This is a genomic window from Singulisphaera rosea (assembly GCF_054877945.1).
Genome location: NZ_JBTYIP020000006.1, coordinates 218,661 through 240,226, shown reverse-complemented (window position 1 = coordinate 240,226; position 21,566 = coordinate 218,661). Strand labels below are relative to the sequence as shown.

General features: G+C 63.5%; 13 protein-coding genes and 1 pseudogene. 10 read left to right on the top strand and 4 right to left on the bottom strand.

Going from position 1 to position 21,566, the window contains the following annotated elements; translation table 11 throughout:
• The first annotated feature begins 353 nt into the window (after window positions 1–353).
• Window positions 354–1,700 carry a sulfatase family protein gene (locus tag ACYOEI_RS13895; RefSeq protein ID WP_462850099.1) on the top strand — a complete coding sequence of 449 codons (1,347 nt, stop codon included), beginning with the start codon at window positions 354–356 and terminating at the stop codon, window positions 1,698–1,700.
• Between the two features lie 127 nt (window positions 1,701–1,827).
• Here the strand turns inward: ACYOEI_RS13895 and ACYOEI_RS13890 are convergent, their stop codons facing one another.
• Window positions 1,828–2,484, bottom strand: a complete 657-nt coding sequence (locus ACYOEI_RS13890; protein ID WP_462850098.1) for a TetR/AcrR family transcriptional regulator — start codon at window positions 2,482–2,484, stop codon at window positions 1,828–1,830.
• 129 nt (window positions 2,485–2,613) lie between these two features.
• On the opposite strand from ACYOEI_RS13890, the gene ACYOEI_RS13885 reads away from it, so the two are divergent.
• From ACYOEI_RS13885 to ACYOEI_RS13855, 7 genes and pseudogenes are all read left to right on the top strand, one after another.
• A complete protein-coding gene (locus ACYOEI_RS13885) occupies window positions 2,614–3,351 on the top strand; it encodes a peroxiredoxin-like family protein (protein ID WP_462850097.1) in 738 nt (245 codons plus the stop codon).
• Window positions 3,352–3,418: 67 nt separating this feature from the next.
• Window positions 3,419–3,895 (top strand): DinB family protein, encoded by a 477-nt coding sequence (locus ACYOEI_RS13880; protein ID WP_462850096.1) that lies wholly within the window; start codon window positions 3,419–3,421, stop codon window positions 3,893–3,895.
• A 25-nt stretch (window positions 3,896–3,920) separates the two neighbouring features.
• On the top strand, window positions 3,921–5,300 hold the full coding sequence (locus ACYOEI_RS13875) for a dihydrolipoyl dehydrogenase family protein (protein WP_462850095.1): 1,380 nt from the start codon (window positions 3,921–3,923) through the stop codon (window positions 5,298–5,300).
• An 11-nt stretch (window positions 5,301–5,311) separates the two neighbouring features.
• Window positions 5,312–6,229 carry an MBL fold metallo-hydrolase gene (locus tag ACYOEI_RS13870; RefSeq protein ID WP_462850094.1) on the top strand — a complete coding sequence of 306 codons (918 nt, stop codon included), beginning with the start codon at window positions 5,312–5,314 and terminating at the stop codon, window positions 6,227–6,229.
• A 786-nt stretch (window positions 6,230–7,015) separates the two neighbouring features.
• Window positions 7,016–7,207, top strand: a pseudogene (locus tag ACYOEI_RS13865) (REP-associated tyrosine transposase); the annotation flags it as partial.
• 620 nt (window positions 7,208–7,827) lie between these two features.
• Window positions 7,828–8,418, top strand: a complete 591-nt coding sequence (locus ACYOEI_RS13860; protein ID WP_462850093.1) for an RNA polymerase sigma factor — start codon at window positions 7,828–7,830, stop codon at window positions 8,416–8,418.
• A complete protein-coding gene (locus ACYOEI_RS13855; protein ID WP_462850092.1) occupies window positions 8,411–12,718 on the top strand; it encodes a WD40 repeat domain-containing serine/threonine-protein kinase in 4,308 nt (1,435 codons plus the stop codon). The genes ACYOEI_RS13860 and ACYOEI_RS13855 overlap by 8 nt, the downstream gene beginning before the upstream one ends.
• A gap of 74 nt (window positions 12,719–12,792) precedes the next feature.
• On the opposite strand, the gene ACYOEI_RS13850 is transcribed toward ACYOEI_RS13855, so the two are convergent.
• Window positions 12,793–15,657, bottom strand: coding sequence for a choice-of-anchor Q domain-containing protein (locus tag ACYOEI_RS13850; protein ID WP_462850091.1), 2,865 nt, complete (start codon window positions 15,655–15,657; stop codon window positions 12,793–12,795).
• Between the two features lie 242 nt (window positions 15,658–15,899).
• On the opposite strand from ACYOEI_RS13850, the gene ACYOEI_RS13845 reads away from it, so the two are divergent.
• Window positions 15,900–17,447 carry a serine/threonine-protein kinase gene (locus ACYOEI_RS13845; protein WP_462850090.1) on the top strand — a complete coding sequence of 516 codons (1,548 nt, stop codon included), beginning with the start codon at window positions 15,900–15,902 and terminating at the stop codon, window positions 17,445–17,447.
• A gap of 32 nt (window positions 17,448–17,479) precedes the next feature.
• On the opposite strand, the gene ACYOEI_RS13840 is transcribed toward ACYOEI_RS13845, so the two are convergent.
• Complete coding sequence (locus ACYOEI_RS13840) at window positions 17,480–18,820, bottom strand: IS4 family transposase (RefSeq protein WP_462850089.1); 1,341 nt, start codon at window positions 18,818–18,820, stop codon at window positions 17,480–17,482.
• Window positions 18,821–19,055: 235 nt separating this feature from the next.
• Window positions 19,056–19,541, bottom strand: coding sequence for a cyclic-phosphate processing receiver domain-containing protein (locus ACYOEI_RS13835; protein WP_462850088.1), 486 nt, complete (start codon window positions 19,539–19,541; stop codon window positions 19,056–19,058).
• Window positions 19,542–19,868: 327 nt separating this feature from the next.
• Between ACYOEI_RS13835 and ACYOEI_RS13830 the strand changes: the two genes are divergently transcribed.
• Window positions 19,869–20,537 carry a transposase gene (locus ACYOEI_RS13830; protein WP_462850087.1) on the top strand — a complete coding sequence of 223 codons (669 nt, stop codon included), beginning with the start codon at window positions 19,869–19,871 and terminating at the stop codon, window positions 20,535–20,537.
• Window positions 20,538–21,566: the final 1,029 nt, after the last annotated feature.

Here is a 21,566-nt window from a genome sequence, read left to right as displayed (position 1 = left end):
CGGACCTTTGATCCTGTGCTTGCGTCGAATCGTTCGACCACAGACCCTTCGCCTGTGAGCTTGACGGAAACTAGATCGTCTTCCATTTTCCGGAAGGCAACATCGTATACTCTTCCTTTGTGTGTCCAGGAGTTGTCGATGAAGAACCCAACGCCTGACATCGAACGATAAGCAACCAGGTCACCCGCCTCCTGGTCCGGTGGTCAGACGAAAGGCCGGAGAGCCGCGCCCGCCTCCCCCTCGCCACCCCAAATCGTTGCCTTCCCTAGCGGGATTTGCTAGGAAATTTGGGGCCCACCCGCTCTGCAGGGAACGGGCGAGGATTCGACGCCCCAGTGAGATCGGGAGACGCGATGAAGACGCTCGTTCCGACGGTCCTCGCCTTAAGCGTGGTGCTCGGTACTGCAACGCTCTCTGCGGCCGCCGACCGGCCCAACGTTCTGCTGATCTACGCCGACGACCTCGGCTACAACGAGCTGAGCTGCTACGGCGGCAAGCACGTGCCGACGCCCAACATCGACTCGATCGCGGCCCGCGGCGTGCGGTGCACGCAGGGCTACGTGTCGGCCCCCCTCTGCTCGCCCTCGCGAGCGGGCCTGATGACCGGACGCTACCCCACGCGGTACGGCCACGAGAACAACGAGATGGCCCCGGGCGGCCTGCCGCTGTCGGAAGCCACGATGGCCGACCGCATGAAGGCGCTGGGCTACGCCACCGGGATGGTCGGCAAGTGGCACCTGGGGCACGCCCCCGACCGCCTTCCCACCGCTCGAGGCTTCGGAGAATACTACGGGGTGATCGGCAACCCGGGCTCATACTTCAAGCCAAACGGGTTCATCGACTCGCGGCTCGCGACGTCCGTCCGCCCTGTCGACGATCCTGACTTCTACACGACCGACGCATTCGCGGCCCGCGGCGTCGACTGGATCGAGCGGCACAAGGATGGCCCGTGGTTCCTCTACCTGCCGTTCAACGCAGTCCACGCGCCGCGCGAGGCGTCGGAGAAGTATCTCCGGCGTTTTGCGGACGTCCCCAACAAGGCCGACCGGACCCTGTTCGCCATGACGGCGGCGATGGACGACGCCGTGGGCGCGGTGCTCGCCAAGGTCCGCGCGCTGGGGCAGGAGGACCGCACGATCGTCGTCTTCATCAGCGACAACGGGGCGCCGAACCATCCCGACGGCAACGATCCACTCCGCGGCCGCAAGAACACCGCTTGGGAGGGTGGCATCCGCATCCCGTTCATGATCCAGTGGGCCGGCCACCTGCCGGCCGGCGTTGTCTATGACAAGCCCGTCGTGCAGCTCGATATGGTGCCGACGTTCCTCGCAGCGGCCGGATCGAAGGTCGAGCCGTCCTGGAAGCTCGACGGCGTGGACCTGCTGCCGTACCTATCGGGTGCAAACCCCGGTCGGCCGCATCAGACGCTCTTCTGGAAGATCGACGGCAAGTGGGCGATCCGCCACGGCGACTGGAAGCTGGTGCACGGCGGGCCCGGCGAAGACGCCCCAGAGCTGTTCGACCTGGCCGCCGACCTCCGCGAGCAGCACGACCTGGCGGCTGCAAAGCCCGACCAGGTGAAGGAGCTCAAAGCCCTGTGGGACGCCTGGGACGCCGAGCAAGCGTCCAAGATCCGCAATCCGGCCAAGGCCGCCCGCAAGGCTGCGAGGAAAAAGGCCAAGAAGGCCGGTAACAATTGATACATAGGGAGCCCGCCTCGCGGGATCCGCTAAAGTCAAATTCTGTCACGGTTGAAACCAGCCTCCGTGGAGCTGGTTGAGGGGCTGCTCGCTTCCTGGTCGGGTTCCGATGTGCCCGATCCATATGTCATTGATTGTCGCGATGCCGACTCGATTCTTTTGAGCCTTTGCCTCCCGCAGCGGGACCGGCCTGGCCGGAATCCGCATCCGGCCAGGCCCGCATCGCCATCTTCGCGACGAGCTTCATCTCTCTTTCGGTTGCCTCGCTCGCAGCCTGGACAGCAAGCCCGTTTAGGACCGTGGTGATGAACCGCGCGAGCGTGGAGCAATCGGTATCTTCCGACAGGTCGCCATCCCTTATGGCTTGCTCGAACCTCGATTGAAACGCGGCGACTGTCTCTTTCCGTAGTCGGACCAATTCCTGCCGAACCGGTTCCGATTCCTTGCCGCAGACCAATGCCCCCGAAATGATCAAGCACCCGCGAGCTCCGCTCCGCTGCATGCGGATGAAGCCAGAGAAAATCGCCTCGACGACCTCTCGAGCGGTCGGCTTCCGGAAGGCTTCGAAGAGAAACGCTTGCGGACCGTCCCTGTAATGGTCCAAAGTCTTGTGGAATAACTGCTCCTTGTTCCCGAAAGCGGCGTACAGGCTCGGCTTGTTGATGCCCATGGCCCTAGTCAGCTCCGGAAGCGTCGCTCCCTCGTAGCCGCGATTCCAGAAGACTTCCAGAGCCCGGTCGAGGGCCCTATCGGTGTCGAATTGACGGGCGCGCCCCGAGGGCATGGCGGTTCCAGTCTCCGGACAATGGGAGTCGGCCCTTGTTGGAACCCGAGGGTTCATTGTACCGTCGGGTACAGAGAAACCAGGGCTCTCCATGCCCCGGATCCCGGGCACCCTTTCAGGACCGGCACAATGATCAATCGTACCTTGAGCTCGAGCCTAGCGCTCACCCTGATGTTCGTGGCCCCATTGTCGGCCCAGGAGCCCGCAAAGGACGAGCCGGTCAAGCGGGAGCTGGAGGCGTTCCGAAAGGATATCTCGGCGAAGGCCCCGGCGGAACGGCTCAAGGCCTACGAGGAGGGGATCGAAGCCGTCAGGAAGTCTGGGGTGCTGGAGAAAGCCCTGAAGGTCGGCGACAAGGCCCCCGACTTCGAGTTGCCGAACGCCTCGGGGAAGAAGGTCAATCTCTCTACCCTACAGAAAGACGGCATCGTCGTCGTCACCTGGTATCGCGGCGGCTGGTGCCCGTACTGCAACATCGCCCTCAGGGGATTCCAGAAGGTCCTGCCCGAGATCAAGGCCGAGGGGGCGAGCCTGGTCGCCATCTCTCCCCAGACGCCCGACAATTCACTGTCAACGGTCGAGAAGGGCAGCCTCGGCTTCGAAGTTCTCAGCGACGAGGGCAACAAGGCCGCCCATGCCTTCGGGGTGGCCTATAAGGTGCCCGCGGTGGTCGTCGAGCAGATGAAGGGCCGCCTCGACTTGAGCAAGTACAACGGCGACTCCTCCAACGAACTGCCCCTGGGGGCGACCTACGTGATCGACAAGGAAGGCGTCATCCGTTATGCCTTCGTCGACGCCGACTACCGCAAACGGGCCGAGCCCTCTGCCGTCGTTTCTGCACTCAAGGGCATGAAGAAGGCTCATTGATGCCCGAGGACAAAGAAGAGGTCGGGCCGCCTCGAAGCAGGGGCGGCCGGCTTCATCCGGAGGGGAAATGGGCATTCTCGAAGATTATCTGGCGGGGACGACCGGGCTGCGCGATGCTTATGACGGCATGACCATGGACCAGCTCAACGCCCACCCCGTCGAGGGGAAGTGGAGCGCGATGGAAGTGCTCTGCCACCTCGCGGACACCGATCTGATGACGGCGACGCGCATCCGTGCAGCTCTTCAGCGAGACACGCCCAGGCTGCCTGCAGCGACCGCCGAGGAATTGACTGCGAAGCTCGCCGTGGAAGCCCGGGACGTGGAGGAGGAGCCGACCATTTTCGAGGCCATCCGCAACCAGACGGCCCGGATCGTCGGGGCTTTCCCCGAATCCGCCCTCGATAGGGAACTGATCCTGGTCAAGGTCACGGGGGAGGAGGTGACGAAGACGGTGGGGCAACTTCTGACCGGGATTACCGGGCATGCGAAACACCACCTGGCGTTCGTCGTCGAGAAAAGGAAAGCACTGGGGATCGCCGAGTAATTATCACCGTTTGGAGGAACCACTCATGTCTCAGCCCGAAGATTACGATCTGGTCGTCCTCGGAAGCGGTGCCCCCGGCAAGCTTATCGCCTGGACGCTGGCCTCGCGCGGTCAGAAGGTGGTGGTCGTCGAGCGGCGTTACGTGGGCGGCTCCTGCCCGAACATCGCCTGCCTTCCCAGCAAGAACGTGATCCACGGCGCCCAGGTGGCCCACTTCGTCCAGACGAGTGCTGGGTACGGGGTAACCCACGGCAACTGGAAGGTCGACATGGCCGCCGTCCGTGACCGCAAGCGGAAGATGGTGGACGGGCTGGTCGAGATGCACCTCGAAAAATACCGGGGCAGCGGCGCGGAGCTCATCATGGGGAGCGGGCGTTTCGTCGCGCCCAAAAACGTCGAGGTCGCGCTCAACGAAGGGGGCACCCGGACCTTACGCGGGCGAAATGTCGTCATCAACACCGGCTCGCGGGCCAGGCTCGACGACACGCCCGGCCTTTCGGAGTCCGGCCCCCTCACGCATATCGAGGCCCTGGAGCTGGACCGGCTGCCGGAACACCTGATCGTCTTGGGCGGCGGCTACGTGGGGCTTGAGCTGGCGCAAGCCTTCCGCCGCTTTGGCAGTCGCGTCACCCTCGTCGAACGCAACAACGCCCTTATCCACCGCGAAGACCCGGACGTAACCGAGGCCGTCGAGCAGCTCCTGCGCGACGAGGGGATCGCAATCCTGACCGGCACGGCCGCCGATCGCGTTGAGGGGAAATCCGGAGAGTCCGTGCGCCTGCAGACGGCGGGAGGCGTAATCGAAGGGACGCATCTGCTCGTCGCCGGGGGCAGGACGCCGAACACTGACGGCATCGGGCTGGAATCGGTAGGGGTGGAGACTGACGGGCGGGGTCACGTCAAGGTCGATGAGCGGCTGCGGACGACGGCCGAGGGCGTGTGGGCGGCGGGAGACTGCGCGGGGAGTCCCTACTTCACACATATCGGCGAGGATGACTTCCGGGTGCTCCTGGCCAACCTCACCGGCGGGGACCGCGTGACGACCGGGCGGCAGGTGCCCTACTGCCTGTTCACCGACCCAGAGCTGGCCCGGGTTGGCCTGAGCGAGAGGGAGGCCAAGGAGGGCGGCGTGAAGTACCGCCTGGCCAAGCTTCCGATGTCGGGCGTCCTGAGGGCACGCACGCTCTCCGAGACTCGGGGCTTCTACAAGGCGCTCGTCGAGGCGGAAGGCAACCGCATCCTGGGCTTCACCGCGTTCGGCCCTGAAGCGGGGGAAGTCATGGCTGTCGTCCAGGTCGCGATGCTGGCGGGCCTGCCGTACACGGCCCTGAGCGATGCCGTCCTGACCCACCCGACGATGGCCGAGGGGCTCGCCGGGCTTTTCTCGTCCGTGCCGAATGGCTGAAGGAGGCGATCATGATGCCTAATAGGGAAGCGTCGCCACCCTGGGATGCCGCGAGGGTCAACCTCACCTCGAAAGAGCTCGCGCCCGGCGTGTTCGCGGTCATGCCGGACGACGTGCTCGCCAAGGACCATGTCGCCACCACGGCGGGTTTCGTGATCGGCGAGCGGGGCGTCCTCGTCGTCGAATCGATGCTGAACGGGGACCTCGCCTCGCAGCTCATCGGGCTCGTGCGCCAGGAGACATCGAAGCCGATCCGTTATCTTGTTAACACGAGCTACCACGGCGACCATGCCTACGGGAACTTCCTCTTCCCGGAGACCGCCGTCGTGATCCAGCATCCGGCGACCAAGAAGTACATGGAGGAGAATTTTGAGGAAGATCGCCGATTCATGATCGGCCTCATGGGCCAAGGCAAGGGCATCGAGCGCGTGCTGCCTCGCACCGCCGACATCGCCGTGCCCGAGATGCTCAGCATCGATCTCGGAGGCAGGACCGTCGAGGTGCGGCACTTCGGGTTCGCGCAGACGCCGGGCGACCTCGTCGTGTGGGAGCCCGCTGCGAGGGTGCTCTGGGTGGGCAACATGATCCAGGCACCATCGCCCGCCCTCCCCTGGCTCTTCGAGGGGCGGCACAGAGAGACGATCGCGACCCTGGGCCGGGTGCGGGACTTCCTGCCGGAGGATGCGACCATAATCCCCGGGCACGGCCGCCCGATGCGCCCCGCCGATATCGAGTTCCCCCTCCGTTACCTCCGAGAGCTAGACGGCGCCGTTCGTGCGGCGATCGCCGAGGGTCGATCGGTCGAGGACACGCTCGGTGTCGCCACCATGACCGAGTACGGCGAGTACAGCCTCTTCGAGTGGGCACACAAGACCGTGAATGTCACCGCCGCTTATCGTGACCTGCGAGAGACGGATGGGGGCCATTGAACGCCGGAAAGAACGAAAGCTGGGCGGGGAATGACTACCCGGGTCCGGCATCCCGAACTCGCCAGAGGCCATGGCTACGGACAGGATATGATGAACTTGACAACCGGTCACTCACCTTCGATTACAGTTGGGACGTCCTTCCATTCCGACCCGAACTTGGCACCGCCGTCCTTGCTGACCACGGTTCGAAACCCGCGAAACTGGAGCACCTTCTGAGGCCAGTTGTCGGCATCGCCTTCCTCGAGAACCCATCTCATTTCCATCATATCTATGGTCCTTCCTCGGCTAATACGGTGCTCTTTGCCTTTCGCTCATTCGCCAAAGCTTGGAGCATGGCGAAGGTAATTGTCCCGTTAGGATTTACCGAGTCTTGGAGACCTTGCAGTTCGCAAACTGAAATTCGAAAGGCGTATTTTGCGGTTCGCTCGTCGGCATAGCTGCCGGGAAGCCAAGTCCGGCCCGACGAAATCACATATCCTCCGTCCAGTTTATGTATACTCATCCATTCCTCCGTTGCCCTGAATGCTCTATCGCTAACGCCTCGATTTGGTGGATCACCTCATCTCACTACGGGCTGGTGCAGGGGGACGGATTTTAACCGTCTCAGCCGGGGCATCCCCGACTGCTTCACAGCTTCGGCGATCTGCGCCTATCTGCGCCCCCGCATTATCCGGATACCCACTCTGGTTGGCGCGACGAATCCAAAGCTGACTCCATATCTTATCCCAAGCAGCTCTTTCGGCTTGCTCCGTGAAATCGGGTCCCAAAGCGCGTGACCGGTTGGCCTATCAACTCTGGCAGGAAGGGAGCCACCCACAAGTCATCGAGAACGAACCAATGCTGGGGCAGAAACTCGAGTACATCCACAATAACCCCGTCAAACGCGGCCATGTCGACGACGCCGTGCATTGGAGGTACTCCAGCGCGAGGACTTATGCCGGACAAGACGGTCTGCTTTCGGTGGATAGGGATTGGTGACGCGACGAACCGAAGCCACTGCTTCGGATCGAACGGCAGCATGGTAGCATTTCGTGGTCGCCAGAAGAGGACGCAGAGCGTCCGAAGACGGCATTCCCACGAGGACCGTGGGAACGAGAATTCTTCATTCAATTAAAATTAAATTCAATGACGCAGCACTATCAACACCACGGGATTCGACTCAATATAACGTGCGGAAAATTGAGAGCAGAGCCCTGGGAATGAGATGCTAAGAGACCTGCAGAACCGGCGCAACATGGCCCGTCGAGCGTTTCCCAAAAGCATCATTTAAAGATGGATCCTGTCGGCTCGATTGCTCGCAACTCTCGATTCGACTAGTTTTTACGGTTTTGGTCGAGCATCCGCCACCGAAGCTTGGCTAGAATCGGAGTCGGGTCGAATCTTCGCTTTCCCCCCAAGCAGAACGGCCTGCCGATTGCACTTTCGCATCTCCGTCTCGAAGATCAACGGGAGCTCGGGCCATATCGATGGCGCCCGGCGCGAGCCGCGGGCGTACCCGGCAAGGCTCGAACTTGCGATCGGTGATGACAGCGTCTCGATGAGGTTGCCCCCCCTTTAAGACCGGCCGGGGAGATTCTCCGGCTCCGATTGGAGACGAGATGTCGACCAATTTCACGGAGTTGCTCGCCCGGGTCCGCGCCGGGGACGGCCAGGCGGCCGAGGAGTTGGTGCGGAAGTATGAGCCGGTGATCCGGGTGACGATCCGGGCGAAACTCCAGGACGCCAGGCTCCGCCGCGTGGTGGACTCGATGGACATCTGCCAGTCGGTCATGGCCAACTTCTTCAGCAGGGCCGCGTTCGGCGAGTTCGACCTCGAGGCGCCCGACCAGTTGGTCGGGCTGCTGGTCACGATGGCGAAGAATAAGGTGATCTCGCAGGGGCGTCGCGAGCGCTCGGGCAAGCGGGACGTGCGCCGGCTCGAGTTGGACGGGGGGAAGCACCTCGACGACCTCTCCGGCGATGCCGAGCCCGGCCGGATCGTCGCGGACCGCGAGTTGATCGCAATCATCCGCGCGGGGCTCTCGGCCGAAGAACAGGAGATCGCCGACCTGAGGGGGATGGGACGGTCGTGGGGCGAAGTTGCGGAGACCCTCGGAGGGACGGCCGAGGCCCGCCGGAAGCAATTCGGTCGCGCCCTCCAGCGCGTGCTCCGAGAGCTCGGGCTCGACGAGGGGGACGAGCATGGATGACTCGACGGAGGACGGCCTGCCCTCGTCCTTCGCCGCCCCCTGGGAGCTCCTTCGGCACGCATGGCAAGGCGGAAGGCCGGTCAACCTCGCGGGCTTCCTCGTGGCCTTCCCCAACCTCGCCGCAAGCGACCTGGCCGAGGTCGTCGCGGTCGACCAGGACGAGCGTTGGAACCGCCGAGAGCGGGTCCTTGCCGAAACCTACTTCGACTCCTTCCCCGCACTCAAGGACGACCCGGAATCGTCCCTCCGGGTCGTCTACGGGGAAGTCCTCGCCCGGACCGCCGCGGGGGAGTCGCCCGACCTCGCGGATTTCCAGGCGCGATTCCCCTGGATCGCGGAATTCCTGGAGCTCCAGTGGGAGGTCCACGAGGCGTTCGCCGACGACACCGAGGGCGAGACCCCGACGGCACTCCCGCCTGGGGTCGCCGAGCCGGACGGCTACGAGGTCTTCGAGGCCCTGGGGCAAGGCGCCCACGGCATCGTCTACCGGGCCCGGCACCGGATGCTCGACCGCATCGTCGCGCTCAAGATGCTCCGCGACGCGCCGATGAGGAAGCCGGAGGTGTCCCTCCGGTTCTTCGAAGAGGCGAGGGTGATGGCCAAGCTCGAGCACCCGCACATCGTGCGGGTCTTCGACGTCGGCCGGCACGACGGCTGCCCGTTCATCGCCCTCGAGCTGATCGAGGGAGAGTCCCTCGAAACACGCCTCAGCGGACAGGTGATGCCGCCGAGGGAGGCGGCCAGCCTGGTCAGGACGCTGGCCTCGACCATCGCGTTTGCGCATGTCCATGGGATCATTCACCGAGATTTGAAGCCTTCCAATATCCTGCTCGACCACGACGGACAGCCGAAGATCACCGACTTCGGCCTGGCGAAGTTCGGGCGGGACGGCCTCTCGGTCACGGCGACGGGGCAGATCCTCGGGACGCCGGCCTACATGCCCCCCGAGCAGGCGGAGGCGAGCAAGGGCATCGGGCCCGGGGCGGATATCTACAGCCTCGGGGCGATCCTGTACGAGATGCTGACGGGCCGGCCTCCACTGCTCGGGCCGACGTTCACCGAGACCGTGCGGCTGGTGACCACCCAACTCCCCGTATCGCCCCGCGCGATCAACGCGCTCGTGCCGGCCGACCTCGCGGCGGTCTGCATGCGATGCCTCGAGAAGACCCCCTCCCGACGCTACCCCTCCGCCGAGGCGCTGGCCGCCGACCTCCATCGCTTCCTCGTCGGGGAACCGACGAAGGTCCGGCCCGACGGACCGGCCGCCCACGCCTTCCGTTGGGCCCGGCTGAACCCGCTCGCCGCCGTGTTGGGCCTGGGCATCGTCGGCGCGATGCTGGCCGGGGTCGCGGTCAGCTCCCACTTCGCGATCCGAGCGGCCGCCCGGGAGAAGGACGCTCGCAAGGCCGAGCTGCGTGCCACGCAATCGTTGATCCGTGCAGGGCGGGCCCGAGACAACGAAGAAGGGGCGAGGCACCGGGCCGAACAGGCCCTCGAACACGCCGAATGGGTCGTCTACGCCGAGACCATCGGGCGGGCGTTCCGCGATTGGGACGACCGAGATTTCGGCAAGTTCTACGACCGAATCAACAACACGCGTTGGGATTTCCGAGGCCCCGAGTTCGGCCTCGTCTATAACCTCGCGCATCTGCGATTCGACTCGCTCTACGGGCACACCGGTCCAATCCGAGGGGTCGCCTTCCAGCCCGGCGGCAAGCTCTTGATCAGCGCCGGGGACGATCGGACGATCCGGGTCTGGGAGCCTGGGGCTCGACGGATGATCCGCACCTGGGACGCGGGGCCGGCCGGGGTCCGCTGCCTCCAGGTCGACCCCCGTAACGGGACGCTGGCCTCCGGCGGAGACGACGGATTCGTCACCGTCCGCGAGCTCTCGAAGGGCCAGACGACCCGGCGCTGGCGGGCCGCGCCGAACGCGATCCTCGCGATCGTCGGCGGCCCTTCGGCCGGGTCCAACGTCACCGCGGGCGATGACGGATCGCTCGTCCTCTGGCAGGATGATCGCAAGGTCCGCGAATTCCCCGGCCACTCCGGCCCGATCAACGCCCTGTCTATGGACGAGGCCGGGAAACGACTGGCCTCGGCGGGCGAAGACGGCACCGTCCGCGTCTGGGAGGTCGAGTCCGGGAAGGCCTTGCAGATCCTGCGAGGGATGAAAGGGGCGGTGAAGGGCGTCGCGATGAGCCCGGATGGTCGGTCCGTGGCCGCCGGGGGAGCCGACTCCCTCGTGCATCTCTGGGACGCCGCGTCGGGAATCCCCGCCCAGATCCTCCCCGGACACGACGAGGAGGTCCAGGTCCTGGCCTACCGAGGCGACGGCAAGGTCCTGTTCAGCGGCGGCAAGGATGGATTCGTGCGGGCCTGGGACCTGTCCACGAGCAAGGGACGGGTGATCTTCGGCGGTAGTCCGGGGGGCATCAACAGCCTCGCCCTCACCCCGTCCGGTGACCGCCTGGCGGCGGCGCCCGGCACGTATCCGGTGATGACCGTCTTCGACTCGGGCGAGGAGTCCGGAGTCCTTCACTTCCCGGTCGCGGTCCTCGACCACTTCCAGTTCGCGTTCAGCCCCGACGGCCGTTGGCTCGCGGCCCCCACGCCCGACGGCGGTGCCGCCATCCACGACGTTGCATTCAAGAACGTCGAGCGCAAGATTCCCCGCCCCTCGGAACCCATCAACTGCGTCTGCTTCACTCCGGACGGCACCCGGTTGATCGTCGGGGGGGTGGACTCCGACATCCAGGTCTGGGGCCTGGCCGATCGCGACCGGCCGAAGACGATCCCCATGGAGAACAACTGGGCGGTCTCCATCGCACACCATCCGACGTTGCCTGAAATCGTAGTCGGGAGCGGGGGTGGCCGGCTCCGGACCTTCGACTCGACGACTGGCCGTCGGATCCGCTCCTTCGTCGGCCACACCGAGTCGCCGGTCTCCCTCGCCTACACGCCCGATGGAACCCGGATCGTGACGGCCTCCATGGACCAAACCGTCCGCGTCTGGGATCGATCCGACGGCCGTTGCCTCGTCACGATCCACACGCCCGCCCCGGCCATCCGCGTGGCGATCAGCCCGGACGGCGAGCGCCTGGTGACCACGACCTGGGCCGAGACCTACTCCGTCTGGCGGACGAGCGACGGCCACCCCCTGGCGACGGTCTACGGCCGGGGCCGGACCCTGATCGGGGCCGCGTTCACCCCCGACGGCCGTCGCATCGTCACGGCGTCGATGGACGGCGCAGTCCGCTTCTGGAATTCACAATCGTTCATGGAGCTGCTCTCGATCGACTCCAAGGCCGGCTACACGCAACTCGCCGTCAGCCCGGACGGGAGCCGGCTGGCCGTGGCCGGGAATGACGCCCAACTCCGGGTATGGGACCTCCGCATCGGCGACCCGATCGAGTCGATCCACGCCTACGCCGGAGGGGTCGGGGTGGTGGGGTTCAGGCCCGACTCGAAGCAGTTTCTGATCGCCACGTTGGAGGCGTCGCTCCAACTCTGGGACGCCTCGAGCGGCAAGGTCCAATTCGACCTCAAAGGGCACCGAGGGTCCATCGCCGCGACCTACAGCCCGGACGGTCGCCTCCTGGCCTCGGCCGGGGAGGACGGAGGCATCCGGCTCTGGGAAACCGAGACCGGCCAAGCCGCCGGACGGCTCGTGTCGAAGGGCCCGACGGTCCGCCGGCTCTCCTTCCGCCCCGACGGCCGGAGGCTGGCCGCCGTCGATGTGGCAGGGACGACGACTCTCTGGGACCTCGGCTCCGACAAGCGGGCTGAAGGAACGAGCTTCGCCGGTTGTCTCGACTTCGTCTGGAGCCCCGACGGCGGTCGCGTTGCCAAGCTCACGCGTGAGGGCGTGAAGATCGCAGGCCCGGAGGGCCTCGACGACTCGACGCCGCTCCCGAAGTCGGGGGCGGCGATCCAGGTCGTCCGCTGGGCACCGGACGGGCGGACGCTCTACGGCCTGACCGCCGGGGGACGGGTCATCGTTTGGGACGTCGCGCGTGGGGCGGTGTCGCGCGAGTGGGCGGCCCACCCCGGGGCGGAGGCGGCCCTCGCCGTCAGCTCCGACGGCCGACATCTGGCCACAGGCGGTTCGGAAGCCCGCGTGAAGCTCTGGGACGCCGAGAACGGGCGGCTGGTCTACGAGATCCCCTGCCACAGCGCGAGGGTCCGCGACGTCGCGATCAGCCGGGACGGGAGGCGCCTGCTCAGCGGCGCGGACGACACCACAGCCAAGATGATCGAACTCTGGCAGACCGAGAACTTCTCGAACTACAAGAGGTAAACGGGCAGGCGGGCGATGGGGTCGAAGCCGTCCCCACCGCTCGCCCGAATTGTCCGACGCGGTCCAGCCCCGGATCAAGGCTTGTACTCGTAGGCCCCGAGGTCGGGCTGTCCGTCGCTCCGGGATTGGCCTCGCTGGTCCGCCCCGTTGCCGTACTTGTTGGACCCTCGGTTGCGAGCGACGCTGTTGCTGGCGATGCTCATCGTCCAGGTTGGGCCGCCGTTGTTCGCCAGGGGGCCGAGGAGCGGGTCGCCGCCGACGAACCCGGCCAGGGGCATGGTCCCCGAGCCGAATTGGGCGCGAGTCCCGACCACGTTGTTCGTCTCCGAGGTGACCGAGACGTTCAATCCCGGATCCACGCGGTTGACCAGGTCCAGCCCGCCGGTGTTCCCCCAGAGGATGCAGTTCTGGAGCGTCACCGAGGCGAGGCCCACGGTCGAGGCCGTCGCGGAGCTCGCGTGGTTGTCGATCCCCGCGCCGAGTTGGGTCGTGGTCTGCGGGTTCGACAGCCGGTTCGACGCCATCGTCACATTGATGAAGCTGGCCGTCCCCCCTTGATTCGAGACCGCCCCCCCGGACGCCAAGGCGCTCGCGACGTTCGACGCGGCCAGGTTCTGAGTGAAGGTGCAGTTCACGATGTAGATGTTGCCGTAGTTGTAGAGGGCCCCTCCGGCCCCTCGACCGGTCGACGTACCATTGATCGGTCCGGCCGTGTTCGAGGCGAAGAGGCTGCGGACCGCGTTCAGGATCCCGTCGCTGTACACCGCCCCGCCGAAGGCGTTCCCGCTCTGGACCAGCACGGAGTTGTTGAGGAGCGAGACCTCCGTCAGCGTGAGCTTCCCGTGGCTCAGGATCGAACCGCCCTGGGACAACGTCCCGGTCGTCTCATGGCCCCCCGAGAGGGTCAGCCCCTGCAAGGCCAGGACGCCGTTGGTGGTCACCAGAAAATGCCGCATCGCCGTCGAGCCGGAGACGTTCAGGATCTCGCCGTTGCCGACGATCGCGATCCTCGTCGAGACCTTGAACGCGGACGCCTGGGAAGACTGGTCGCCGGCGGTCGTGAGCGTGATCGTCCCCCCGGCGAGGTTCGGTGCGAAGACGATGACGTCGGAGTTCGGCGACGTCTCGGCCCGGCTGATCGCGTCGCGAAGGCTCCCGGCGCCCGAGTCGTTCAGGTTGGTCACCGTCAGCGGAGCCACGCAATCGCTCGCACTGATCACCGTCATGGAGTACGCAGGGAAGGAATAGCTGAAGTTGGTGGCACCCAGGTTCGGGACCGAGAACGTCGGGAGATTCATGTTCACCGGCTGGCCGTTCTTCTGGGCATTGTCCTGGTCGACGCCGTAGCGCTGGACGGCGAACGTCCCTTGCGGGAAGAGCCCGGCGAACTGGATCGTCGCGTTCACGTCGGCATTGGCGGTGCCGGGGGCGTTCTTGTTGATCACCAACAGGGTGACGCTGCCGTTCGGCCGGCGGACCGCGTAGACACTGAGCCCGTTGTTGTCGCTCGACGCCTTGACGACCGTCGCGCCCGGAGTGACCAGTTGCGACGCGAGTTGCATGCCATAGAACGACGGATATGGTGTCATCAGGTCGGACTGCGAGTTACCGCCGCCGTTCCACTGGTCGGCCCCGAAGAGTCCATAGTCGGCGCCGGTGCGCCAGCCGTAGAGGCTCTGGGAACGCTGGTTGTCGGGCCCTTGGCCGTAGTAGTTGTTCCTGAAAGCCCAGACGTAGCCGCCGTCGTATCCGGCGTAGACGGGCTGTCCCTGGGCGTTGTACCCGGGCTGGAGCAGGCCGCCGACGGCATCGGCGAGGAAGAGTCCGTTGACCAGGCTGGTGGTCTGCTTGCTGATGTTGTCGCCGCCGCCGGCGACCGAGTTGAACTCCGTCGCGATCACCTGCACGCTGCTCGCCGCAGCCCCGAAGTTCTGGGAGAGCATGTTTCGGAAGGTCGAGATGCGGGTGCTCCAGCTCACGTCGTTCTGGGCGCCCACGCTATTGGTGTTCGGCAGGCCCACGGTCGCGGTCGACTTGAGCAGGGCCTGGTCGTTCTCCTGGCCGACGTCGAACATGTAATTATGATCGGCCAGGAAGCCCGGCACCCAGGGGGTCCCCGAGGCGCACTGGGCGAGGACCTGGCTGTCCCAACCCAGGTAGGCGCCGGGCGTGGGCGTCGCAACGTCGACCCCGATCTTCACGTTCGGGTTGATCTGCGCGGCGAGGGCCGCGAATTGCTTGACGAAGTTGACGTAAGTCGCGGGGTCGTGCGGCTGGTCTGCGGGGACCATGGGGTCGGTGCCGTGGTGGTCGGGGTTCCAGAAGCCATAGACTTCGTTGCCGACCTCGGCATACTGGATCGAATACGGCGCCGAGCCTCGGAGATTGGCCCAGTAATTTGCCGTATGCCAGTCCTTATCTCCCCACGTTCCCGTATTGTTGTCGTAATATCGACCATGGCCTAGCGGGACGTCGGGTTTGCTCGGGTCGCCGGTCAGGTACGCGAGGTAGGCCGCGGCCTCCTGAGGGCTGCCGCCGCCGTAGTTGATCGAGAGCATCGCGTTCGCCCCCGACCGCTGCGCGAGGGCGGCCATGTCGGTGACGCTGGGCGGATAGTCGCCGCTGGCGAGGAAGTCGGTGAAGTGCTGGTCGTCCCCGGCGGCCCCGCCGCTCAAGCGGAGGGTCTTAAGCCCGCCGGCCGCGATCTCGCCCGACTCGAACGTGGTCGCGACGTAGGGGTCGGAATTCTCGACATTGGCCCCGATCATATTCGGATTGGTGATCGTCCGCAGAGGCTGGGTAAAGTCGACCGACAGGGTCGTCAGGAGTTGTCGGCCTTCCATGAACTCCAGGACGGGTCGCAGGTCTCGGCTGTGACGACGTCCGGCGGAGACGGCCTTGCGGGTCGAGCGGCGAGTCGAGAATTTGGGGGAGAGCATGGATTGGTCCGCCTTCAAGGGGGTAGCAACTCATCCGTCACAGGCGAGAACGCATTCCAAGGAGGATGCGGACAAAGGCCGTCCCGAAGATTCCCGAGCGGGCCGGCCCATCACTCCGATGACGTTCGTTGCGGTTCCTGAAAAATCCCCCGAGAATCCCGGCCATCGCGTCTTGCTTTGCGTGACAAATCCGTATGGGTTACGATTCGAGTGGGATCCAAGGGCGTCGCGAGGGCTGACAGATGGATTCGCGTGATCCAACGCCGGCCGACACATTCGACGCGACGGGCCCCACGGACCTCCCCTCGACTCGTGAGGGGGAGCTGCTCGAGGAGGGGAGTGGGTCGGCAGACTGGAGCGGTCCTTCGCGCGAGATGGGGCGGTACCTCCTGCTTCGGCCGCTCGGCGAAGGGGGGATGGGGACGGTCTACGTGGCGAAGGACAGCCTCCTCGACCGCGAGGTCGCCCTCAAGATGCCGAGGCCGCCGAGGGCGAGCGCGAAGTCGGGAGCCTGGCTCGCCCGATTCCATCGCGAGGCCCGGATCGCCGCGGGATTCCGGCATCCCGACCTGTGCCCGGTCTACGACGTCGGAGAGTACCGCGGCGTCCACTTCCTGACGATGCCCCTCATCCACGGCGAGTCGCTCGCCGATCGCCTCAAACGGGTCGGGCACGTCTCCCCGGAGGAGGCCGTCCGCCTCGTCGCCCGACTGGCCAGGGCGATGCACGTCGCCCACTCCGCCGGCGTGCTCCACCGCGACCTGAAGCCGGCGAACGTCATGCTCCGACCGCCGGACGATGAGCCGATGGTCATGGACTTCGGCCTGGCCGTGAACCCCGTCGGCGCCAGCCCGAGGATGACCGCCCAGGGGGCCTACATCGGGACCCCCGCCTACAGTTCACCCGAGCAGTTATCCGGAGAGTGGTCCACGATCGGGGCGGGGTCGGACGTCTACAGCCTCGGCGTGATCCTGTACCAACTCCTGACCGGCCAACTCCCCTTCTCCAGGGATTGGCACAAACTCAGGGCCGAGATCGAGTCGGGCTCGTTCGAACTCCCCTCGGCACTCGCCCCGAACATCCCCGAACGGCTCGATCAGGTCTGTCGCAAGGCCCTGAACAAAAACCCGAACGCGCGGTTCGCGTCGATGGCCGAGTTCGCCGAGGTCCTCGACCGGGAGTCGGTCGTCGCGCAATCCGTCCTGCTCCCCCCCGCGAAACCGCCCCGACCCCGTCGAGACCGGTCGCTCGCCCTTGTCCTCGGAGTCATCGCCCTTGCCACCCTCGGATTCATCGCCTTCCGCGCGACGAATCGCCCGGCAACCACGGACCGAGCCGAGGTTCCCGCCGTCCCTGCCCCGCCCCAGGACATCCCGCCCGCCCCAGACCTGATCGCAAATTCGAAGCCGAGTACGAACGCAACCACTCAGCCACCACAGTTCGAGGCAGGGCAACGCTGGGTCGGCCAGTTCCGGTTCCGCCCCAGGGCCGACGGCACCGCCGTGGACCTCGCTGGAGCGGTCGAGCTTCGCGTTACCTCACGCTCAGGCAACCGGTTCAACGGCGTCTATCGCTCCGAGAACCGCTACGAATGGGACGTTGACGGCGAACTCGACGGCGACGAAATCCACTGGTCCTTCACCCGAGCCATCGCCGACGCCCCGCACAAGACGGTCGTCGGCGGCAGCGAGTGCCGCGGTCGTTTCAGGGACGGCCGACTCTACGGCGAGTTCATCAACCATCAAATGAAAATGACGGCCGACATGGAAATGGACCTGATGGGGCGGTAAAAGGGGACATAACAGAATGCCACGAATATAGTTTATAAATTCTTCGTCGGCAATGATTTGCGTAGTTCCGCCCGCGGCTTCTTCATGAGTGTATACTGCTTGGCCCTTCGTTTCTTCACCCGCGGCTCGACCCGACCTCGACGCGAGGGATTGACTACCAATACCGACAAGTCACCACCCTCGATACCGATCAACCAACGCATCGCATCCACCAACCCGATCCGGTCGGGATCTACCCCTTGCAGACGGGCCGACTCACCCATCACCGAACGCACAAGGTTGTACGCCAACGAGAACATCGCCAGTTCCTTCAACACACCTTCCACCGTCTTGCATCGCAGGACATCCATTTTCATCGTTATTTTTAAATGTCTGATATTGATCTCGACCTGCCACCTTCGGAAGTAGAGCTCGGCCAGCGCCTCGGCCGGGTACTCCGAAGCATCCAGCAGGCTTGTCACCAACGTGATATCGCGCACCCGGTAGCCCGGGACCTCCACTCGGTAACGCAACTCACGCACCGTAATCTCCTCGGGCAGTGCCCCATACTCCTCCGCCGTCATCCACGAAGGCTTACTCCTCGGCTTGTACCAGACGACGACCTGGTCCGAGTCCCCCTGCGCCAGCACCCATCGCGAACGGGGCAGCCCCGGCACATCCTTCGACCCCCCTCGAGTCCCCGGCCGGCCGGGGGTGAAATCGACGATCTGCTTCTGATGGATCCGGAACACACCGTGCAGCTTGCGGCCGCGCAATAGGGCGAGATGGGCATAGGAGCAGAACCCACGATCTCTCAGCACGAGGTCGCCGGGCTCCAACTCACTCGAGATCGCCGCGGCTCGAGACATCTCATGACTTCGCAACGGCGCCGTTATCGAGCGGAGCAGCATCCCGGTCGTGAGATCGAACATGACCAACCACTTGGCGACGGGGAAGCCGCAGCCCTTCGTCTGATTACCGGGTTGGCCGAAGTGTTGTTGCAACTCGGGCTCGTCTGACATGGAAAAGCCAGAGCCGTCGACGACCCAGACACGATGGCCGAGCCATCGCGAGGTGTCGGCGGGCGCCGCTCGCGACGTGGCGGCGACCTTCTCGAGGAGCCAGTGGAGGACGGCCAGCGGGAGCCGCTTGCGTGCCTGGCAGTAGGCGCTGTCGGTGAAGGACCGGTTGCCGAAGTGGGCGACGTGCTTGCAAGCGGTGTTGCCGTGGAGGACTTGGAGCAGAAAGGCGTAGATGGTGATGGCCGGGTCGAGGGCACGGCTCCGCCAGGAGTGGTTGCACTGGCGACAGCCTTCCTCGATGGCTTCCTTGGTCAAATCGGCGGCGATGTCTTGGCGCAGTCGTCCGAGGATGGAGATGATACGCGACAGCATGGGAGGGCTCCGTCTGTGACCCGAGTGGCGTTGTAAGCTACCACCAGGGTGACGGACGCCCCTCCTGTGCTCAAGAAGCTATAAGCTGTTCACCGGCCATAATTTATGCGCTATCTACGCGGCATTCATCCCCGTCCCCTTTTAGCCATCCCATGAGATGTCGCGGGGAGGTCATAGGGCTTGGAAAGAATATCGATATTAGCCACTTTCCCTGTCTCGCGCATCTCGCCGGACATTACGCTCCATCCGGCGAGCACCAGGGGTTTTTCTTGTCGCTCTCTTCGGTTGTCCCAAAAAAGACAATCGCCCGACGGATGGCAGGATACCAGGTGTCATGAATCCACTGCAGGTCGTCAAAAGGAGAAACGCGGCAAACTTGCCAACCTGCCTCCACAAGGACTGATTCCATGCCAATTGCGCCGAATTGGTTTGCCGCATGAATTACGACTGAACAAAATGAACGAATAGTCGCCAAATAATCCGCGACATCCCGACCAGTGCCAGGATCACAATTTTGCCCATCATCACTCACTTTTGGCAGCAAATCATGGTCAAGAGATAATGCTATAATTTCCTCAGTGCTGTATTTCAAATAATCGATCAAATCAAATGCGGAATCAAAGAACAAGATTTCGAACTGATAAAATCTGTCGACAAGCCAGTCACGCATCGCTTCCATGCGACGCATGTCATCTTCGAGAATTACGATTTTCATTGCCATAAATCTCAACCTTTGTTCTTTTGGAATTTATCGCAACGAATACGGTCGACTGCCATCCTCTGGAAAGAATCGAACCCCACCAGGCTTGATGGTCAGACCTTGGCCTTCCAACTGTTTTGCAGCCTCCAGCAAACCTTCCGGATCTGAAAATCTAAAAGTCCCAGAGAGATTCGTCACATCGCAGACAACGCCATTCTTAATGGTCATGTCTCCTGCGTATGAGACGGGCTGGGCCCCGCCAAGAATTTTGGGGTGCATGTGTTGAGCTACTAAAAGGGGACGGAGCGAATTATTGACTTCGGTGAGGGTTAGCAATAGACTCCTTCGATGCCCAGAACTGCTCGAGCCTCCGCCGGCGGTATGTGGTATCACGCCCTGAATCGGGGCAACCGACGCGCTGCCGTCTTTCACAAGCCTGCCGACTTCGACGCCTTCGTCGAGGCTATCGTCGATGCACGTCAGCGGTTGCCCGTCGACCTCCTCGGGTACTGCTTGATGCCGAATCACTTCCACATCGTGCTGCGCCCCCACGCCGACGGCGACTTGGGGCGCTGGATGCGCTGGCTCTTGACCGCGCATGCCGCTCGGTATCATCGCCACTATGGGACCAGCGGTCACGTCTGGCAGGGGCGGTACAAAGCCTTTCCGGTCCAGGACGACGACCATTTGGCGACGGTGCTTCGGTACGTGGAGCGGAATGCGTTGCGTGCGGAGTTGGTGGCGCGTGCCGAGCAATGGAACTGGTCGAGCCTGCCGTTGTGGCAACGTGGTGAGTCGTGGCTCTGGGGCGGGGGCTCCATCGTACGTGCCCCGGATTGGTTGGAGCGAGTGAACGCGCCGCTGTCGGCAGGGGACCTGTCTCGAGTTCGACTCTCGGCCCAGCGAGGGCGACCCTACGGCGACGATTCGTGGATGCGTGAGACGGTCAAGCGGTTGGCGTTGGAGTCGACGGTACGCTCCCGGGGGCGGCCACGCAAAGACCAGATCGGCCAGTAATTCGCTCCGTCCCCTTTCGCATGTTAGGACTTACGCATGGGAACAATCCTCGGACAGGTGCCGGTCGGCCTGACTCCTTCCACAGGCGTAGGTTACGAAATTTTCGGAGTACCGGATAGCCTCTAAGGTCTAGTTTGCTAGGGTAAGTGCTAGGCTTTAGAGCAGCGTTGCAGGACGTTCGTCTGGTCGTCAAAAAGGCGCAAACATGGATCTAAGAATTGCCCTCAAGAAGTTCTCTGACTCTTTTCAGATGATTTGGCTATCTAGGCGATTCCAAGGCGATCAGACTCACAATGGGTTTGTGATTGGTGTTGGAAATGAACTTGTGCTATTATTGCAATTTCACGACTTCAGCCCCAATGGGTTTACCGCAATTCGGATCGCGGACGTCGAAAAGATCCAACGCAAGAGCAGAGAAGAATTCTTTGAGGACGTCATTAAATCGGACCAAATCACAACTGACGAGCAGTTGCTGCAGTTCAGGAATCAAGAATTTACACATCATCTTGGAAATTTTAGGCAACTTGCGCAGCATTTTTACAATAAAAACATTAATATTATCATTGAATGTGAAAATATTATAGATTTCAATGTCAATCTTTTTTATATTTGAAGAGTTGTATCCATTGGAATCCGATACTATTCATTTTTTGAATTTTAGTAGTACAGGAGAATGGGATCGCGAACCAATTTTGGTGCATTTGAACTCGGTCACAAGATTGGAATTTAATAATCCTTATATTGATATTATTTCACGACACTTGAAGAGGGCGCAGGAAACTGGGTCATGAACGAATAGCATTCGGCTCGGGGAAACGAAGGGGCAGACGTGTAAAAAGGACATGCAATGCGGAGGGGCAAGCAACGACAACTCCAGAGTCTACCGGAGGCGAATCAGGGATTTCTCTCCTGCACCTCGGGTCGCAACACCCGTAATCGAAGGCTCGATGCCCTGGGATGCGACAATTGTGTTAACAGAGATGCGTCGATCCCAAGGCTCAGGCGAACAGGACGCACCCTCACCGAATG

What these genes read in the sequence shown, in the direction of transcription:
- ACYOEI_RS13895 (WP_462850099.1), top strand. Translation starts at nt 354, where the DNA reads ATGAAGACGCTCGTTCCGACGGTCCTCGCCTTAAGCGTGGTGCTCGGT.
- ACYOEI_RS13890 (WP_462850098.1), bottom strand. Translation starts at nt 2,484, where the DNA reads ATGCCCTCGGGGCGCGCCCGTCAATTCGACACCGATAGGGCCCTCGAC.
- ACYOEI_RS13885 (WP_462850097.1), top strand. Translation starts at nt 2,614, where the DNA reads ATGATCAATCGTACCTTGAGCTCGAGCCTAGCGCTCACCCTGATGTTC.
- ACYOEI_RS13880 (WP_462850096.1), top strand. Translation starts at nt 3,419, where the DNA reads ATGGGCATTCTCGAAGATTATCTGGCGGGGACGACCGGGCTGCGCGAT.
- ACYOEI_RS13875 (WP_462850095.1), top strand. Translation starts at nt 3,921, where the DNA reads ATGTCTCAGCCCGAAGATTACGATCTGGTCGTCCTCGGAAGCGGTGCC.
- ACYOEI_RS13870 (WP_462850094.1), top strand. Translation starts at nt 5,312, where the DNA reads ATGATGCCTAATAGGGAAGCGTCGCCACCCTGGGATGCCGCGAGGGTC.
- ACYOEI_RS13860 (WP_462850093.1), top strand. Translation starts at nt 7,828, where the DNA reads ATGTCGACCAATTTCACGGAGTTGCTCGCCCGGGTCCGCGCCGGGGAC.
- ACYOEI_RS13855 (WP_462850092.1), top strand. Translation starts at nt 8,411, where the DNA reads ATGGATGACTCGACGGAGGACGGCCTGCCCTCGTCCTTCGCCGCCCCC.
- ACYOEI_RS13850 (WP_462850091.1), bottom strand. Translation starts at nt 15,657, where the DNA reads ATGCTCTCCCCCAAATTCTCGACTCGCCGCTCGACCCGCAAGGCCGTC.
- ACYOEI_RS13845 (WP_462850090.1), top strand. Translation starts at nt 15,900, where the DNA reads ATGGATTCGCGTGATCCAACGCCGGCCGACACATTCGACGCGACGGGC.
- ACYOEI_RS13840 (WP_462850089.1), bottom strand. Translation starts at nt 18,820, where the DNA reads ATGCTGTCGCGTATCATCTCCATCCTCGGACGACTGCGCCAAGACATC.
- ACYOEI_RS13835 (WP_462850088.1), bottom strand. Translation starts at nt 19,541, where the DNA reads ATGGCAATGAAAATCGTAATTCTCGAAGATGACATGCGTCGCATGGAA.
- ACYOEI_RS13830 (WP_462850087.1), top strand. Translation starts at nt 19,869, where the DNA reads ATGCCCAGAACTGCTCGAGCCTCCGCCGGCGGTATGTGGTATCACGCC.